This window comes from Paenibacillus shunpengii, from assembly GCF_042684905.1.
In the GTDB taxonomy this organism is placed as follows: Bacteria; Bacillota; Bacilli; order Paenibacillales; family Paenibacillaceae; genus Paenibacillus; species Paenibacillus shunpengii.
Genome location: NZ_JBHUMJ010000005.1, coordinates 23,376 through 42,251, shown reverse-complemented (window position 1 = coordinate 42,251; position 18,876 = coordinate 23,376). Strand labels below are relative to the sequence as shown.

The 18,876-nt window shown below is 47.4% G+C and carries 17 protein-coding genes; 1 reads left to right on the top strand and 16 read right to left on the bottom strand.

The window, feature by feature from the left end; genetic code table 11:
* Positions 1–68: 68 nt before the first annotated feature.
* From spoIIE to pth, 14 genes are all read right to left on the bottom strand, one after another.
* Positions 69–2,573 (bottom strand): stage II sporulation protein E, encoded by a 2,505-nt coding sequence (gene spoIIE, locus ACFSVM_RS18975; protein ID WP_379263895.1) that lies wholly within the window; start codon positions 2,571–2,573, stop codon positions 69–71.
* Positions 2,574–2,938: 365 nt separating this feature from the next.
* A complete protein-coding gene (locus ACFSVM_RS18970; RefSeq protein ID WP_076315640.1) occupies positions 2,939–3,469 on the bottom strand; it encodes a S1 domain-containing RNA-binding protein in 531 nt (176 codons plus the stop codon).
* Positions 3,470–3,652: 183 nt separating this feature from the next.
* The gene (locus tag ACFSVM_RS18965) at positions 3,653–3,997 is read right to left on the bottom strand and encodes an FtsB family cell division protein (RefSeq protein ID WP_076315641.1); all 345 of its coding nucleotides are present in this window, start codon (positions 3,995–3,997) and stop codon (positions 3,653–3,655) included.
* A 33-nt stretch (positions 3,998–4,030) separates the two neighbouring features.
* A complete protein-coding gene (gene yabQ, locus ACFSVM_RS18960) occupies positions 4,031–4,600 on the bottom strand; it encodes a spore cortex biosynthesis protein YabQ (protein WP_076315642.1) in 570 nt (189 codons plus the stop codon).
* Complete coding sequence (gene yabP / locus ACFSVM_RS18955) at positions 4,597–4,881, bottom strand: sporulation protein YabP (RefSeq protein WP_076315643.1); 285 nt, start codon at positions 4,879–4,881, stop codon at positions 4,597–4,599. The genes yabQ and yabP overlap by 4 nt, the downstream gene beginning before the upstream one ends.
* Before the next feature lie 128 nt (positions 4,882–5,009).
* Positions 5,010–5,285: an RNA-binding S4 domain-containing protein gene (locus tag ACFSVM_RS18950; protein ID WP_076315644.1), complete on the bottom strand. Its 276-nt coding sequence runs from the start codon at positions 5,283–5,285 to the stop codon at positions 5,010–5,012.
* Entirely contained in the window at positions 5,286–5,558 is a 273-nt protein-coding gene (locus ACFSVM_RS18945) for an HU family DNA-binding protein (protein ID WP_047914152.1), read from the bottom strand.
* A gap of 297 nt (positions 5,559–5,855) precedes the next feature.
* Positions 5,856–7,355: a bifunctional methyltransferase/pyrophosphohydrolase YabN gene (locus ACFSVM_RS18940; RefSeq protein WP_379263891.1), complete on the bottom strand. Its 1,500-nt coding sequence runs from the start codon at positions 7,353–7,355 to the stop codon at positions 5,856–5,858.
* Between the two features lie 84 nt (positions 7,356–7,439).
* On the bottom strand, positions 7,440–9,095 hold the full coding sequence (locus ACFSVM_RS18935; protein ID WP_379263889.1) for a putative polysaccharide biosynthesis protein: 1,656 nt from the start codon (positions 9,093–9,095) through the stop codon (positions 7,440–7,442).
* Positions 9,096–9,234: 139 nt separating this feature from the next.
* The gene (gene spoVT, locus ACFSVM_RS18930) at positions 9,235–9,777 is read right to left on the bottom strand and encodes a stage V sporulation protein T (protein WP_076315647.1); all 543 of its coding nucleotides are present in this window, start codon (positions 9,775–9,777) and stop codon (positions 9,235–9,237) included.
* A gap of 361 nt (positions 9,778–10,138) precedes the next feature.
* On the bottom strand, positions 10,139–11,320 hold the full coding sequence (locus tag ACFSVM_RS18925; RefSeq protein WP_379263886.1) for a peptidylprolyl isomerase: 1,182 nt from the start codon (positions 11,318–11,320) through the stop codon (positions 10,139–10,141).
* Positions 11,307–14,831 carry a transcription-repair coupling factor gene (gene mfd, locus ACFSVM_RS18920; protein WP_076315649.1) on the bottom strand — a complete coding sequence of 1,175 codons (3,525 nt, stop codon included), beginning with the start codon at positions 14,829–14,831 and terminating at the stop codon, positions 11,307–11,309. The genes ACFSVM_RS18925 and mfd overlap by 14 nt, the downstream gene beginning before the upstream one ends.
* Positions 14,832–15,082: 251 nt before the next feature.
* Positions 15,083–15,313, bottom strand: a complete 231-nt coding sequence (locus tag ACFSVM_RS18915) for an anti-sigma-F factor Fin family protein (protein WP_076315650.1) — start codon at positions 15,311–15,313, stop codon at positions 15,083–15,085.
* A 97-nt stretch (positions 15,314–15,410) separates the two neighbouring features.
* Positions 15,411–15,968 (bottom strand): aminoacyl-tRNA hydrolase, encoded by a 558-nt coding sequence (gene pth, locus ACFSVM_RS18910; protein WP_076315651.1) that lies wholly within the window; start codon positions 15,966–15,968, stop codon positions 15,411–15,413.
* A gap of 150 nt (positions 15,969–16,118) precedes the next feature.
* Between pth and ACFSVM_RS18905 the strand changes: the two genes are divergently transcribed.
* On the top strand, positions 16,119–16,319 hold the full coding sequence (locus ACFSVM_RS18905; RefSeq protein WP_047914161.1) for a hypothetical protein: 201 nt from the start codon (positions 16,119–16,121) through the stop codon (positions 16,317–16,319).
* 80 nt (positions 16,320–16,399) lie between these two features.
* Here ACFSVM_RS18905 and ACFSVM_RS18900 read toward each other — a convergent pair whose 3' ends face one another.
* Positions 16,400–17,353, bottom strand: coding sequence for a ribose-phosphate diphosphokinase (locus ACFSVM_RS18900; RefSeq protein ID WP_076315652.1), 954 nt, complete (start codon positions 17,351–17,353; stop codon positions 16,400–16,402).
* Between the two features lie 97 nt (positions 17,354–17,450).
* Positions 17,451–18,851, bottom strand: coding sequence for a bifunctional UDP-N-acetylglucosamine diphosphorylase/glucosamine-1-phosphate N-acetyltransferase GlmU (gene glmU, locus ACFSVM_RS18895; RefSeq protein ID WP_379263882.1), 1,401 nt, complete (start codon positions 18,849–18,851; stop codon positions 17,451–17,453).
* Positions 18,852–18,876: the final 25 nt, after the last annotated feature.

The window sequence follows — 18,876 nt, the reverse complement described above, 5'->3', positions numbered from 1 at the left end:
ATTATTTCCAGTATGGATTTGATTCAAACGGGGGGGATTTTTCTTTTCTTCTATATAATAGAGCCTGATCAGCTGACCGTTCTCGGCCGTTCCATTCGATCCATTCCCGGAATACGCAGTGTTGCCCATTCAGGTCTGAAGTGATCTACTTTGCCGACTACAACCGTCATGTCATCATGAATTTTATTTTGCTGATAACGAATCACCCTTTCTAGAAGGATATCGGCAATTTCCTGTGGATCTTCGCTATCCAGCTCCTGAATCATCCGCTTCATCCACATTTCTTTATTCACCGCATAGCCGGGTGCATCATAGATGCCGTCGGTCATCATAATGACGATATCCCCCGGATTCAGCTGGATACTGACAAGATCAACCTCAATATCTTTAATAATTCCTATCGGCAGATTGCTTGCAGACACAGGGATCACCTCATCTCCTCTCTTGATAAAGCTTGGTGTTGATCCAATCTTCAAAAAGGTGGACTGGGCAGAATATTGATCGATCAGTGCCATATCCACTGTGGCATAAATCTCTTCCGGAGACCGCAGCATCAGAATAGAATTAACGGATTTAATGGCCAGCTTGGCATCCATTCCGGATTGAAGCAGCTGCTCCAAAATGTTAAGAGCCGTGCTGCTCTCCATTCTCGCCCGCTCACCATTGCCCATACCATCGCTTAACGCAACAGCAAAGGTTCCATTCCCGAGCTCGACTGTACTGTAGCTGTCACCAGACAAGAGTCCTCCTCCCTTGGCTGCTCCAGCAACGCCAGTGGTTACTTCATAGGTTTTTGCCGAACCGAAGGTAACCGTCGCCAGACCCTGTTTTGGTAAAGTCATGACCTCCTCTACTACAGCAATGTGTTCATCTAGAATATCGGACAGCAGTGGTGCAATAATTTTGCGGCATTCATCAAATCCTTTCGTATAAGCATGTACGATCTCAATCTCAACATGACCTGCGTCCAGGTTAATGATGTCGATGCTGTGAATGGATAAACCGAGCTGCTCCAAAGCGGAACGAATCTGATCCTCCTGCTTATGCATAATCGTCGTTTCACGTTGGATTTCACGTGCCAGGTCCTCCATTACCTGAGACACGCCGGACAACTGCTCGGCAACCAGTACACGACTGTCGTATATTTGCCTCTTCCATTGCATATTATCTTGGTATAGCCCGTACTGACGCTTCATCACGTCTAATACAGCCTCCGTCTTGGCACAGGATTTGGTCCAGGAAGCAGGAATATCCTTGGCTTCAAAATCTGGATTCTCTTCGATGGCCGACATCATCTCCGTCATATACTTGTATGTCTGATAGAATTTGCCGTCCCAGCACTGAGACTGCTTGAAGCAAGCAGCACAAGTCCCGTCAGCCACAGCATTCATGAAATGCTCCATGTCCTGTTGTCCCTGCTTGATCTCAGGCACCTCCGACATCTGATCAAAGCTCTTCGACAGCTGCTTAAACACCTGTGAGAACCTTGTTACACGTTCTGCTGTCAGATCCCGAATCCGCTTCGCATACTCATGCTGATTATGACTATGATCCTGCGTGCCAGGCACGTATTTTGATATGACATTCAATATACTCTTCGGTGTCAGTAAAAAGAGCAAGATCGCGGCACAGCTCTCATAGGTTGATGTGATCACATCTCCTGTTCCGCCCAGATAAATGGCTAGAATGGAGGAGCCAAGCAGCATCCCTAGAGAGACAGCCAGCTTCTTCCCTTCCTTCAGCATCCCCGCCAGCATACCGGAGAAAGCAAGCAAGCTCATCTGATAGATCGCTGACATATTGGCCAGACTCAGGATCAGTCCTGTAATTACCCCAACCGATGCGCCAAGTGGTGCACCCCCTACTAGAGCAAAGACAAGAATAAGATATCGTGACAATACATTCTCTGCGGATAGATTATATACCGTAAAACCGACAGCCCCTGTCATAACAGATGCCAGTAGAATAATAAGACACAGGATCTCCTCGCTGCGGAGGTTTACATTCTTCTTGCGATAGGTGAACACGGGAATGGCCTGAATGAAGACAAGAGTGAGCACGAAGCTGAGTACAGCATCGATGGTCATCATTAGGACCGCGTACCATGTGAATGAGGGTCCGATCAGGACGGTAAACAAATTGACCATAAAGGCTGAAGTGAATACCATCACCGGTGCGTAAGACAGCTCTGTTTTGCCAAAAGACGAGAGTCCTCGATAGAGTAGATAGAAAATGCTGACCTCGGCGGCGATCGTAAACAGTGTGGGATAGGGAGCGAAAAAGCCTCCAGCCAAGATAGCGATCCCTACCGGGAGCAAAAAATCTCTTCTCAGGAACATAATGACGGCGAAGTAGGCTATGGCAAAGGGAGATAGCTCGTCCAATATCATAGCCTTTCCGAGCAAAAAACCCATTACCGTCAGCAGGATCATCCATTTCTTCTCCGCAATGAACTGTACAGCCTTCAGCGATCCCACCCAGGATTTGATTCTCATGCCCGCTTCTTTACGAATGGCTTTGCCTCCTTTGCCTGTTCTCAGTCCAGGAAAAGGTATTACATTCCACTTGTCCATTTAATTTGGCACCCCAATCGTTTGATTTGATGGTACCCATTATAGTCAGCTTGTTCTGTGAAAGTTTGTCAGAAACACAGACCGTGCCAAAAGAAATTTCCGACAAAAACAGGGAGTGTGCGAAAGTTCAGAGAAACACAGGCGAATGAAGTGCCCATCTAGGTTCGTCCATTCCCACTCGAATCAAGTTACTCTATTTTGCATACACCCTTCTGCCTAAATCTGCTAGCGATATGAAAAGAGAATACCGGAAATCACTTGAAACCTGTCGGACGATTCTTCACAAGCGACAAAAAAACCACAGACTCTAAAAGTCTGTGGTTCTTCCATACGTTACAATCTATGCGTAAGATCAGGTTGATAACTTACATACGTTTCGCGCCGCGGCCTCCACGTTTGCCTTCCGTGTTCTTCTTCAGCGACGAAATTCGCTCTTCGCTGTCTTTCAGGAAGCGTGACATTTTATCCTCGAATGAAGGCTTGCCAAACGAAGGCTTGCCGGAAGAAGGTTTGTAAGGACGCCCTCCCCGTTCACGATTGTTATAGCTACCGCCGCCACTACCGCTGCCGCCGCCGCCAAATCGTTCTCTGTCTCCACCCGTGCGTTCCGGTCTTGGTGCTCTTGGCGGACGAGCCTGTTGTTGTACTTCACCTGCAGGACGATCTACCGCCTGCTTAATGGAAAGTCCAATTTTGCCGTCTTTATCAACGTTAATGACCTTAACGGTTACAACGTCATTGATCTTCAGGTGATCATTGACATCCTTAACGTAATTATCGGCGATTTCCGAGATGTGAACGAGACCCGTGACACCTCCTGACAGATCCACAAATGCTCCAAAATGCGTGATGCCTGTCACTTTGCCCTCTAACTTGGTGCCCACTTCAATTGCCATAGAATAAAATGATCCTCCCTTAAAATTATACAACCCGATTTTTGAATCTGTTGCGGTATGTCAATTATACCTTATGCCACAAAGCAAGGTCAACTGAGCGGACGCCTGCTTTATAGCCTATTTTACGGTTATATATGCATCAAATACCAGTAATTTTGTCTAATTACAAAGTACCTGCCTGTCCTATTCGTCTACTGGATAAATGGGGGTTTCGCCCGGCAGAAACATTCCGTATTTCTTCCGTGCCAGCTGCCCGATATATTCTGGATCCTGCAGCCGCTCCACTTCATTGGACAGTTCAGTCTTCTCCTTCTCAGCCTCAGCATTGATCTTTGTCGCCTGCTCAAGCTTGGCACTCTTGTCCGCCATTTGAACAGACTGACTATAGAAAGTGTACCCTGCCCACCCTGTAAAGCAAATCATAAAGGTAAGCCACAGCATGATTCGCCTGCGTGCCCCCGTCGTTTTTGATTTTTGTGTATTTCCTTGAGTTGTACTTCGAGCATGACGTCCAGACGGTTTACTCATCCGTGGAACCTCCTTCATCATAATCAGGGTGGTCTAGAACCAGTAGGTCCACCACTCTTTAATCCGAACCCATATGCGTTGCAGCCACATCGGCGTCTTCCATCTGCTGAACAGTGGCCGAAGCGGCCAATAGAGCAGCTTCAATATCGGTCTGACCAACTGATACAGCATCTTGATGATAAAAATAAGAGCTGCCATGATAAATCCGAATAAAATGTGCAGGATTCTTATCATCCCTTTGATCGGAAGAACAATCAGCACATTGAATATCCGGTAAACCACATATGCCAAACGTTTTACAATTCCAATTAACATTACCACAAATTTTTGTATCGTAACACTTAAAACCAAAAAATAGATCCAAACCCCTATGAACAGACCTAAAAAGACATAAAACCTCAAGTCTCCATGGTTAACCGAATAGAGTGTTCGAAATATAAATAAGGCTGCGATCAGCCAGTACATCAAATCAAGGATATGAATGCTCCACCGCGGAAATCTTAACTGGCCTGACAGCACCCGGTAACTGTCATACACAATTCCCATAATCCCTCCGGAGAGGAGCATCCATCCCAGCGTAAGCCACTGAAGCTCTGGATTCATCGAAACAGCTTGCCAAGAAGCCCCTTACCAGATTTAGCATTAGAACCGGGATCAAGATATACAAGGGAGCTGACGTAACCTTCAATTGAGAGCAATCCTTCCTCCAAGCTGAGGTTCTTAATATGTAAATTGTTGCCCCGAATGGTCAGATGACCGAGCTCTGTCTTGAGCAGAAATTCCTCACTGTCAAAGCTCTCTACATTCATGACACCCGTAATATCGAGCAGCTTCCGATTCTGTATCGACATGCTGTGCTGTTTCAGTTTCGTTTGTTCCATCATGGCATGTACCCCTCCCTTCTTACACCTAGCTTATGGGCAAGATACAGAGATTAGAACATCCCAGGAATAGAAAAAAAGCACTCTATCCGACCGAGGGATAGAGTGCTCTTCCATGATGTTGACGGCATTTAAAAAAGTCCATTATCCTTGGCGATGGCTTCTTCCTTCACCACAGAGAACAAGCTGGATGCCTCTTCCTTACGTGTACTCTCAGCTAATCGTTCGACGCGAACCGTAACGAGCTTCTGCCCGAATTGGACCGTAATCTCGTCACCCACCTTAACACTTGTGCTAGGCTTCGCCTCGCGTCCATTAATCAGCACTCTCCCCTGCTCAGAGACATCCTTTGCCACGGTACGGCGCTTAATCAGCCTGGACACTTTAAGAAATTTATCAACACGCATTTACTTTACGGCTTCTTTAAGTTTATTGCCCGCTTTAAATGCTGGAACGTTAGAAGCAGGGATCTCAATCGCTGTTCCTGTTTGCGGGTTGCGTCCCGTACGTCCGGAACGTTTGCGAGTTTCGAAAGTACCGAAACCGATCAATTGAACTTTATCGCCGCTTGCAAGTGCATCTGTAATTTCACCCAGGAAATTGTTAAGTACAGACTCTACGTCTTTTTTAGTTAATCCGCTCTTTTCAGAGATGTTGTTGATCAGATCTGTTTTGTTCATGTTTAAAAGCCTCCCAAATTAAAGAAAATGATACGCAACTAAAGCCTTAGCGCACTAACGCTATCCTGTCACGTAACTTTACTACTTGTCTATTCTTGCTTATACCGGATAAATCCTTCTGTAATGGATCTTTTTTTGTGACAAGCCCGGTATTTGTCCCATGGTTTGATCAAGAATACGATATTTTAGGGGCCATTGTCAAACAAGGCCGCCTCTTGTGAATAGGAATGCTATTCCATTTCCTTCATTCCTGAATCCATTTCTCAGCAATACCTTGGAGCTAAAGAACAGGTTCCATCAGTAATCCTTCAGCACTTGCTTTGCTTCCTGCCAGTAACCTTCCATCTCGTCCAAGCTGCTGTCATGAACCGTTCGTCCCTGCTCGGCCAGCCGCTCCTCAATGTAGCGGAATCTGCGGCTAAACTTGCGGTTTACGGCAGACAGCGCCTCTTCCGGATCCGCATCAATGAACCTTGCAATATTGACAGATGCAAACAAAATGTCACCGAGCTCCAGCATTTGCTCCTGTGGAGACTGCCCCTCGGCAATCGATTCCTTCAGCTCAGCCAGTTCCTCCTCGACTTTAGCGATGACGCCGCTCACATCGTCCCAGTCAAACCCGACTTTGGCCGCTTTCTTCTGAAGCTTGTACGATTTCATCAATGCAGGCAGATCTCTTGGAATCCCCGCCAGGGCCGATGTATCCTCGTTCTCTTGTCCTTTGCGCTTCTTCTCCTGCAGCTTCATCGCTTCCCAGTTCGCGAGCGCCTCGTCTGCATCCTCTGCTTGATTATCGCCAAAGACATGCGGATGACGGAAGATCAGCTTATCATTCAGCGTTTCAATCACGTCATATACGTTGAATGAGCCCAGCTCCTCCTCCATTTGGGAGTGAAGCATGATTTGCAGCAGCAAATCTCCAAGCTCCTCCTTCATGTGCTCTGGGTCATCATCATCGATGGTTTCCAGCACTTCATAGGTTTCCTCAATCAGATTCTTACGGATCGAAGTATGCGTCTGCTCACGGTCCCATGGGCAGCCCTCCGGACTGCGGAGAATGGCCACAATCTCATGCAAACGGCTGAAGGTACGTCTGCGCAGCTGCTCGTCGTCTCTTCTTGGTACATAAATCAAGGACAGATTGCCATATCCCTCTACCCGATCCAGCTCATATAGCGGAACTTCATGAATTTGCTCCTGACCTTCTACTCCGAGCGCATGGCAGGCATAGACAAGAGTATCGTCAGGATAGACCTCCATCAGGCTCAGCTTCACATCGGAAGCGGTAAACATATCATATACCTGTCCTATCACCGTATGAAGCTGGGGATGAAACAGGCTTGCGTCAATGACACCGGCATCCAGCAGCTGAAAGCCTTCAATTGGATCAAAGCCGAGCCTTGTGAAGGCTTCATCCAGGAAGCTCTCTCCGCCAAGCACAGTCAGCTCTATTCCCCGCTCTGGACAACGTTCCTTCAGGAGGCGGACCGTAGCTTCCGCTACCATGGGGTGCCCGGGTACAGCGTACACAATCTCTTCCCCTGCGGCCGCTCCGGCAGCCAGATGGATCAGCTCCTCCGTAATGGCATCGTAGACCTCGGGAAAAGAACTCTTGGCTTCATATATATTATCGAAAGAAGCAATCGTTAATTGTAGATCTGTCAGATCATGAAACACCGGATGATCGAGTGTCCGTGCATAGATACGCTTCGCTTGCTTCAACTTCTTCAGTATTCCAAGCGTCAGCTGGTCTTCCCCTCCCGAACCAAGACCAACAACCGTGATCGCTCCGCTCATAAGCATTACCTCCAAAATAGTATAAGTCGTATTCACTATAACACAGCCCGACAGCCTGCATGCAGTCATCAGCATGCAGGCTGCTCACAGCAGCTTCAGCTTCTGCAGCAGCTGTATGAGCTTCGCTCCCTTCGGCAGCACGGCAATCTCTGCTGCCGTAATCAGCTTCGTGCGGATGGCTCCCAGCACGAAGACAAGCACGCCTGCTGTGACACCCAGCAGGCTCTGGACGAGCGCGGTGATTCTCCCATCCGCGCTAAGCCCGGCGGCGCTTGTGCACAGCACAGCAGCGCCTGCGGAGACGATCGCCGCGAAGGCTGCCATCGCGGCGGTAACCAGCGCCGGCTTGAGTAACGCGGCGCTGGGGGACACACGCAGCTGCAGGAGCCTTGCCAGCAGCAGCGCGTTCATGGCGGCAGCTGCAGCAAAGGCTGCCGCCGACGAGATAGCCGCTCCGCTGATTCCGAGCGGCGGCACGAGCACGAGGTTCAGCAGCGTCTTGATCGCTGCTGCTGCCAGCATGATGAGCGCAGGCGCTTTGGCGCTGCCGAGCCCCTGCAGTAAGGCAGCAGCGATGACGCTAACGGTGCTCCCTGCAGCAGATAACGCGAGTATACGAAGCGTCATTGTCCCTTCTGCGTTCATATACAGCATGCGGTTGATCGGCTCTGCCAGCACAATAATACCAACCGAAGCGGCAAGTCCGATCAGCCAAAACCACTTCAAGGCCAGGCTGCTGTGTCTTTGAATTCCCGCTTGATCCTGTCTGATTCTGGCTTCTGCCAGAGCGGGAACAAATAGTACCGATAAAGACGTTGCCAGCATGGTGACAAGCTGGACAAGCGGCAATCCCCGATTATAGATGCCGAATGTTCCCATGGCTTCCAGATCGCTCAGTCCTTCTTGCTTTAGCAGACGAGGGACGGTAAATGTATCGACCATATTAATGAGAGGTACAGCAACCGAGCCGAGAGCAACCGGAATCGCATATTTCAGTACCGTCCGGAGCAGCGCTCTTGTAGATTTCTCCTCCCGGACCAAAGGTTTCGCCTTTACTCCAGAACTGTTCTCCATTGGTCGAAATCCCTTTGACCGGGATCGTTTCAGCCAGAATATCCACATGACGACAAGACCTGCCGCCCCACCTGCTGCCGATCCCAGCATAGCACCTGCGGCAATATCCTCTGCACCGGCACCATATCCCATGAGCAGAAATAGCACAATTAACATGACGGTCACACGTATCGTCTGTTCGGTAACCTGAGACACCGCGGTGGGCACCATGTTCTGGAGACCCTGGAAGTACCCCCTCAGCCCTGCCATCACAGGCACGAATAACAAGGAGAGAGAGGCTGCCTGTACCGATGCAATGACCTCGCTGTTATCGATTAGACCACCGATCAGCGGTGCGCTCCAATACGTAAGGACGCAGAGACATCCTCCAACGATGGCAAGCAGAATGGTCGTCGCCTTCAGTACTCTCCGTCCCTCTTCTTCATCACCTCTTGCTTCGGCCTCTGCGACTAGCTTAGATACAGCAATAGGGAAGCCGGCGGTTGCGAGTGTAACAAGCATAATATAAAAAGGATAGACTGTATTGTATATACCGAAAACGCTGTCTCCGGCAATATTTTGCAGCGGGATCTTCTGCAGTGTTCCAATCAATTTGGATAAAATAGCAGCACTGCTCAGAATAAATGCACCTTGAAGCAGCTTCTTGCTCGAATTGGATGAGTTCATCTATGTATACCTGCTTTGTTATAAAATGAAGGTGAAGTACATGATCTCTATTATACGAGCATTTTGCATAAATCCCAAAACAAGCTTCAAATAAAGCAAAAAACTCCTGCCTATAAGAAGGCGGGAGTTTTTCTGCACGCTACTGCTCCATTTGTTTTCCAAGGAATGCAGCAGCGGTTTCAGCCATTTTGGTCTCGAGCTGAGACATTTTAATGGATTCGTCCTTGCTGTACATAATGACTGCACCAATCGGGTCTCCTCCCGATATGATCGGTGCCACAACATAGGATGACAAAGGTTCGATATGATCTTTAGCTAATTCATAAGATCCGTTACTGTTCTCAAGCAATGTCTTGCGGTTATCCATAGATGTTTCTACCATATGACCAATCTGCTTATCCAAATATTCCTTCTTGGATCCGCCTGCCACAGTAATAATCGTATCCCGGTCTGAGATTAACGTTACATGGCCGGTACTTTCATACAGTGATTCTGCATACTCCTTCGCAAAATCGCCAAGTTCTCCAATAGGAGAGTACTTCTTCAGAATGACCTCGCCGTCACGGTCCACAAAAATCTCTAGCGGGTCTCCCTCACGAATTCGCAAAGTACGGCGAATCTCTTTCGGAATAACCACACGACCAAGATCATCAATACGGCGGACGATACCAGTAGCTTTCATTTACATGTTGCCCCACTTTCTCGAGAAGATTTTTCAACTACTGTTCCTTTTTATGAGGAGGGCCAGGGTAGTTAAGTGTGATTTCTATATAGAGTGAACTAAAGAAAAATATGTTCATCACAGGTAACAGATCAGCCCCAATGTGAAGGGCTTCCTGCAGTAATTGCAGGGTTAGTCCTGCCACCAGATCCACCTCTGATCAAAATAATGACGATGCAGAACTTTAGTTCAATCTATCTAGACCATAGTATTCTTCTGTTCCCAGTTCCTTATACATGAAATATACAATAAGTTCCTAAGTACAGAATCAGCCTTCAGCCAAAAAAGAAAAGGCGCGGTTTCCCGCGCCTCTGCCTTCTTTTTATTTACCATCAGTATTCGATTCTGTGGTCTCGCCCTCTGTTCCTGCATCTGCTGCGCCTTCATCGCCTGTCGATCCTTCTTCAGAACCTTCAGTTCCAGCATCAGTTCCCTCAGTTCCTTCGGTTCCTTCAGTACCTTCGGTGCCTTCCGTACCCTCTGTACCTTCTTCAGCAGCCGGTTTCGCAGGCAGAGTGATCTCTCCCTCAATGACTCCATCCACTTCATTCGTCATGAATTCCTGCACGTCCTGGTTTACAACAGAGCTCTTCAGCATCTTCATTTGAGCTTCTGTTAATTCTTCAAAAGTTGGCTCTGTACGTTTCTCCACCTTAATAATATGGTAGCCGTAATCCGTTTCAACCGGTTCGCCAATGACACCCTTCTCTTGAGTCTTTGCAGCTTCCTTAAAAGCCTCTACCCAATTCGTAACCGGTGTGTCCTCATACAATCCGCCATTTTCTGCAGATCCCGGGTCTTCCGAATATTCTTTCGCGATGGCAGCAAAATCTTCACCTTTATCTAGCTTGGCTTTGACTTCCTTCGCAAGTTTAAGAGCTTCCCCTTCCGGGCGAGCTTCCCCTGACTCAGGATCGGTGTTGCTGATCAGCACATGACGTACACTTGCTGTAATAAATTGATCTTTATTCGCTTCATATTCCGTCTTTGCCTGCTCGTCCGTTACATCCTGCGATTTATACTCAACCAAGCTTAAGACACGAGTCATATAATTCTTAAGCTCGTCCTCTGTTACTTCATAATCCGTAAGCATCTGTTTCCAGGCTTCATCTCCGCCAACCTGGGTTTTCATTTGAGTAAGCTGTGCTTCAGCCTCTTCAAGACCTTTTCCCCCTGCTTCTTGAGACACGTCTTTACTCAAATATTCATACGCTACTTGCTGTTTCACAAACATCTCGCGCATTTCATCCATTTGCAGGTAGGCTGCAATCGTCGGATTCATGAACTCCATAATCTTGAGCTCTGAATTGAATTCCTTCTCCGTGATTTCGCCGCCTTTATATTTTACAACCACACTGCTCGTGTCGCCTTCAATTGAGTTATTGAAACTGGTGCTGCCTCCTCCCGCATCATTGCTTCCGCATGCTGCCAGAAGTGAGATCGATAGAGCACCGACAGCGGTCACCGCGATCGTCTTCCAGGTTTTTCTGTTATTTTGCAACATCCTGTAGTTCCCCCTTTGATTTGAATGCATCCTTCATGGCTGCAAGAAACTTCTCTAATGTTTGGAGCAATTCTTGATCGCTCAGACCCTTGCCTTTAATATGGACAATCATGCTCTGTCCTTGTTCAAATTGTACACGTCTTTCGAATTGATTGCCAATCCTTGCAAGCTTAGCGCCATCCACTGCTTTTTCCCGTCCTTCATAGAACTTCACAGAGATTTGGTCTCCGCGCTGCATAATCGTCTCGATTCCGTATTTCTTGCCATATATTTTGAGTCTGGCAACAGACAGCAGATTCGTAACGGCTTCCGGCAGATCGCCAAACCGATCAACCAGCTCATCCTCAAGCTCCATTGCATCATCAAATGCAGCCAGTACGGCAACCTTCTTATAAATCTCGATCTTCTGAATACTGTCATAGATATAATCAGAAGGCAGATAAGCATCAATACTGATATCAATGGAGGTGCTCCAGCTCTGCTCCTGCGGTGCTTCTTCACCGAGCATCGTTACTTTGCGTCGATTGATCTCCTCTGACAGCATCTGAGAGTACAGATCGAAACCGACAGAGGCGATGAAGCCATGCTGCTCCGCACCAAGCAAATTCCCTGCCCCGCGGATAGAGAGATCTCGCATCGCAATTTTGAATCCAGAGCCGAGCTCTGTAAATTCCTTGATGGATTGCAGTCTCTTCTCCGCTACTTCTGTAAGGACTTTGTCTCTTTGGTACGTGAAATAGGCATACGCAATCCGATTCGAACGCCCTACCCTACCGCGCAGCTGATACAGCTGGGACAAGCCCATTTTATCCGCATCATGCACGATCAGTGTATTCACGTTTGGAATATCAACCCCGGTCTCGATGATACTGGTGCTGACCAGCACATCAAATTCACCATCCAGAAAATCGAGAATCGTTTTTTCCAGTTCAGATTCGGACATTTGGCCGTGACCAACCCCCACCCTTGCCTCTGGGACAAGTGCGGAAATCTCTGCTGCCATCTCTTGTATACCTTGTACTCGGTTGTACAAGTAGTACACCTGACCGCCTCGTGCCAGCTCCCGCTCAATAGCTTCACGAACGAGCGTCTGACTGTGCTCTACAACATACGTTTGTACGGGGAAGCGATTCTCCGGCGGTGTTTCGATAACCGACAAATCTCTTACACCCAGCATCGACATATGGAGAGTTCTCGGAATCGGAGTAGCCGTTAGTGTAAGCACATCGACATTCGTCTTCAGCTTCTTCAGCTTCTCCTTATGTGTAACGCCGAATCGCTGCTCTTCATCCACGATTAACAACCCGAGATCTTTAAACACAAGATCCTGAGAGAGCAGACGATGCGTACCAATGACGATATCAATCGTTCCTTGCTTGATGCCTTTGGCCGTTTCGTTCTGCTCTTTACGTGTACGGAAGCGGCTAAGGACACTGACATTAAACGGATACCCCGAGAAGCGTTCGCGGAATGTCTCGTAATGCTGCTGAGCCAGAATAGTCGTCGGTACAAGAACAGCAACCTGTTTGCCTTCAATCGCCGCCTTGAATGCAGCACGTATAGCCACCTCTGTTTTACCGTAGCCTACATCCCCACACAGCAGTCTGTCCATGGGACGACCCTGCTCCATATCCTTCTTGATTTCCTCAATAGCCCGAACCTGATCTCGCGTTTCGTCATATGGGAACATATCCTCGAATTCCTGCTGCTCTGCGGTATCCTTATCAAAGGCATACCCCGGAGAGGATTGCCGCTCTGCATAGAGCTTAATCAGGTCATCGGCTATATCCTGGACAGAGCTGCGGACTTTATTTTTGACACGGGTCCACTCATTTCCGCCCAGCTTATAGATCTTCGGCTCTTTCTCTTCTGAACCGACATATTTCTGGATGAGATCGATCTGCTCAATCGGAACAGACAGCTTGTCGCCGCCTGCATATAAAATATGCATGTAATCTTTATGAATACCGCCTACTTCAAGGGTGCCGATACCCATATACTTGCCGATTCCATGATTTTGATGTACGACGTAATCTCCAACCTTGAGCTCACTATAGCTCTTGATCCGTTCTGCATTGTCCACATTACGCATCGGTTTCCGTACTTTACGTTGTTTCTGAGAGAACATCTCTCCCTCAGTGATGACAGCCAGATGGATCGAAGGCATTTCAAATCCACTCTGCAAATTACCAATGACCATGTTTGGCTCATGGATGTCATAATCCTGCAGCACTTTACGCATCCGATCAAGCCGTTCCTCACCGCTGGCCATCATAACGACGTTGACGCCGGCTTTTTGCCAGCGCTCCATCTCCGCCTTAAGCACATTCATTTGGCCATGGAAATCCTGCATACTGCGGCTGACCATATTTAGGATGTTCTGTGGCTGTGTGTGTGGTACCTGACGAAGGAAGATGGATACGAACAAAGTCTGGAACGGTCGATGGTACAGCACCTCATCATGGTCAAGCGAGAGTGTAAGCTGCGGCAGCGTTTTGCCATTTTGCAGCAAATGAACGCTCCACTCCGATTCATCTCGTTCGAGCTGCTTGCCTGTCTCCAGAAGCCTTGCCGGCTCATCCATAATAAGAATCGTATCTTCAGGCATGTAGTTATAGATGGTTTGTTTCTCTGGATACAGCTCTGTTACATATTTATAGATTTCCGGAAAATAGACATGCTCACGCAGCAGCTCGATTTCACGATGGATCTCCTCGCGCAGACGCAGCTTCGCTTGGCGGTCCGTTGTTTTATCAAGCTGCTCTTCAAGCAGAATCGCGGTTCGATCTGCTGCCTGTTCCATTCTCTCCTGACTAGCAATCAGTTCCTTGCACGGTGTTATAACCACTTGCTCTACTCGGTCAATGGAACGCTGATCTGCGGGATCAAATGTCCGTATCGAGTCAATTTCATCATCAAACAGCTCAATACGATAAGCCAGCTCGGCCGTGAGTGGGAAGAAATCAATAATTCCTCCGCGTACACTCATCTCACCTTGAGATTCGACACGCTCAACGCGTTCATATCCGAGCTCAACCATACGCTTGAGAAAATGCTCCAGCTCAATCGTTCCACTCTGCTTAAGGGTTATCTCTGCACTTGCTATCACCTGCGGAGCAGGAAGGTAACGTCTTGCACCAGAGAGTGGAATCACAACAATGCCCCGAAAACCGGCTGCACACTTCAGTAATACTTCAATGCGCTGAGCAAGTGTTTCAGGACTAGAAATCGCTGCTTCTGCAGCAATCAATTCATTAGCAGGATAGAGCAGCACTTGGTCCGCAGAAAGCGCTTCCTGTAAGTCTTCTGCCACTTTCTGTGCCGCAAACATATTATGTGTCACCACGAGCATCGGCCGATCCAGCTGTTTATGCATCGCAGCCATCATGACCTGGCGAGCTGAACCCGATAATCCGGAGATAAGCTGCTCCTTCATTCCTGACCGAATACCGGAAGTTATCGATTCAAAATCGGAATCTTTAGTAAAAGCTTCAATAAGTGCTTGTAGCAAAAGGGGCACCTCTCTTATAACTTACTTTACTTTTAATATAACCTGTCATTGCCTTTTAAACTGTAAACATATGGATAATGAATCTGATTTCATCATAATCTTTTTTGACTGACCTTACCAGCAAAAGTGGTCCGGCTGCCGTCCGATAACTGAAAAAAAAGCCTCAGCAAACGCTGCCAAGGCCGCAAGGCTGGATGCATAATTCCCATCCTTAAAGCACTGTACTATGCTTCTTGATTCCCTATTAACCGCTATTGCAGCGGGCTTGTTAACAGACTAAGCTCTGGGTTCACCAGGATAGCCTCATTACAGTAGTCGCATGTGATGTTAACCATCATTTCGCCTTTTGAATTATAGGCTATTATATCCCTTCGTTCTGCAGGGGTCAAGAAATGAAGACCCAGCCTTGCTTCTGTTATTTCGGATGAATTAATTTGTCCGATTGAAGTCCCGCAATGTCTGCAGACATAATGAATTGGCATACTCGTATCCTCCTGAAAAGAAATGATATCTTCTATTCTTTCCAGAAATCACGAGTTTATATAATTCTTTTCTTGATACTTTATCATGGAAATGAAATCAGTTAAATTTCGCCATCGTCCGTTCGAAAGTATCCTTCATCGCATACTCGAGGGCGTCACAGGTTGCTTCAATCATAGATTCAACTGCTTCCTGCTCCTTCTTCGCGAACTTAGACAGAACATAATCTACAATCGCGTAGCCTGGTTCCGGTCTCGAAATACCCATACGGACACGATTAAATTGTTGTGTCCCGGTATGCTGAATAATCGATTTAATTCCGTTATGGCCGCCTGCACTGCCTTGGTATCGGAGGCGGATCTTGCCTACTTCAGTGTCCATATCATCATAGACTACAATAAGATCTTCAAGGGCAACCTTATAATAATCCATATACGCTCTAATGGATTCGCCGGAGAGATTCATATACGTCATTGGCTTAATCAATACAGCCTTCTCCCCTTGTATCATACCTTCTCCGATGAGAGCCTTGCACTTACTCTGATTAATAGTGATGCCATGGCGCTCTGCCATAGCGTCGAGGGCCATAAATCCTATGTTATGCCTCGTCTTGGCATATTCGGAACCAGGATTACCAAGTCCCACTATCCATTTCATATGAGAAGCTGCCTCCTTCATATATTATATTGCTTCCTTGCCAGCACATAAATCTTGAACAACCAATTGGACTTACACGAAGTTTCACTTTACAATAAAAACAATTGTTTAGATTCGATCAGCATAACAGCAAGAAAGGATGAACCGGTCATGCGCCATGATATTGAACGTTTAACGCAGCCGTACCAATTTCAACACCATTTGGAACAGGCCATACCGGTGCAAGTGTATGACCACGGCAACCATGTCGAGATCGGATGCATTACCACTTATGATGAGCCCTTTGTAGAAATTAACGGTGCTCTGTTTAACCGATCTTATCATCAATTCATTTCAAGGCCCGGATATTAAATAACCGGGATACGCCGACAGGGGTTACATTGTCGTCCTAGACGACAACGTAACCCCTTTTTCTTATTTCATGCAGATCTTTATTCGATTTCAAACAATTTACTAATCGACAATTCCTCGTGAACCCGAATGATGGCTTCGCCAAGCAATGGAGCGACGGATAGAACATTCAGCTTCTTCGTTGGATTCGGCTGTGTAATCGGAATGGTATCCGTTACAACAACTTCCTTCAGCGGAGAATTCTCCAAACGCTCCATCGCAGGGCCTGACAATACAGGATGTGTACAGCAAGCGTACACTTCTTTGGCTCCGCCTTCCATAAGTGCATTGGCGCCCAGCACAATTGTACCCGCAGTATCGATAATGTCATCAATCAAGATTGCTGTCTTGCCTTCAATATTACCGATAATATTCATAACTTCACTGACATTAGGCTCCGGTCTGCGCTTGTCGATAATCGCAAGTGGAGCATTCAGGAAGTCCGCCAGTTTGCGTGCGCGTACAACGCCGCCATGGTCTGGAGATACGACAACAGGATTCTCAATTTGCTTGGAACGGAAATACTGTGCCAAGATCGGAACCGCCAGCATGTGGTCTACCGGAATATCGAAGAAGCCCTGAATCTGCATGGCATGCAGGTCCATCCCGATGACGCGTGTTGCTCCTGCTTTTTCGATCAGGTTAGCTACAAGCTTAGCGGTAATCGGATCTCTTGAGCGTGCCTTCCGATCTTGTCTTGCATATCCGTAGTAAGGAATAACGACATTGATCGTTTTGGCAGATGCACGTTTCAATGCATCAATCATAACCAGCATCTCCATGAGGTTGTCGTTTACTGGGGCACAAGTCGATTGAACAATGTAAACATGACTGCCACGTACACTTTCAGACAGCTTCACTTGAATTTCACCGTCGCTAAAACTTGTGGTATGGGATTCGCCCATAGGAATACCAATGTAATCAGCAATTTGGTGTGCAAGCTTCGGGTTCGAGTTACAAGTAAATATTTTTAATTTGGAATCAAAATAAGTCATAAAATAAAAAACCTCCGTGCTGGTTCATTGGAATCTATTTTTAGATCTGCTTGTGTCTAAAACGTCGGCGCTGCTTCATCGAGAAATGCAGCAAATATTAGGATTTAGCGTTATTCTTCTTGGCTATCGCACGTCCTCGAATCTTCTCTGCATAGCCTGGCTTATTCTCTTGACGCGATCTTGCAATAGCAAGGTCATTCTCCGGAACAGCATGCGTAATGGTCGAGCCTGCAACAACATAAGCGCCTTTACCTACTTTGACAGGCGCAATTAAATTCACGTTACTGCCGACAAAGGCATCATCTTCAATTTCTGTGACAGCCTTATTATATCCATCGTAGTTCACAGTTATCGCGCCGCAGCCGATATTCACATTCTTACCGACTTTTGCATCACCTACATAGCTCAAGTGAGACACCTTCGATCCGTTGTCAATGGTTGCGTTTTTGATCTCAACAAAATCGCCGACCTTCACTTGTTCTCCCAGCTTGGCACCTGGACGCAGATACGCGAATGGCCCTACCGATGTTTCATTGCCCACTTCAGCATCGACTAATACGGACTGTTTCACGGTAACGTTATCGCCGATGACACTGTTCTCAATATCTGTATTCGGACCAATGATGGATTGCTCTCCAATCTTGGTGTTGCCTTTAAGCATCGTTCCAGGGTACAAGACCGTGTCTGCGCCAATCTCAACATCGGCACCGATATAGGTGGAAGAAGGATCAATAATCGTTACCCCATTAAGCATATGCTTGCGTGCAAGACGTTCGCGCATAAATCCTTCCGCCTCAGATAGAGCTACACGATCGTTTACACCAATCGATTCTGCTGCATCATAGGTCATGAAGGCTTCAACCGTTTCGCCTGCTTCACGGAAAATACCGACAACGTCAGTCAGGTAATATTCTTGCTGTGCATTGTTGTTCGTCACTTTATCCAGAGCTTCAAACAATTTGGCATTGTCGAAGCAATAGGTACCTGTATTTATCTCTTGAACCGCATTCTCTGCATCGTTGCAGTCCTTCTGCTCAACGATCTTCGTTACAGATCCATCCTCGCCCCGAATGACACGGCCATAACCAGCCGGGTTGTCCATATGAGCGGTCAGAACGGTAGCTGCAGCACCGCGGCTTTCATGCAGCTGCATCAAGCCTTCGAGTGTTTCACTTGTAACGAGCGGGGTGTCGCCGCAAATGACAATCGTGGTTCCTTCCTCAGAACCTAGCAAATCCTTAGCCTGTTTAACGGCATGTCCCGTGCCAAGCTGCTGCTCTTGTAATACGTATTCTGCGGAAGCTCCCAAGTAAGATTGTACAGCTTCTGCTCCATGTCCTACCACGACAACGTTACGAGTAACGCCTGCACGTTTTACGGTGTCCAGAACGTGGCCGACCATCGGTTTGCCGCATACCGGATGCAACACCTTATACAATTTGGACTTCATTCGTTTGCCCTGCCCAGCGGCAAGTACAATAGCCATTTTCTTCAACATCCCGACCTCCTGCGCTGAAATTTGT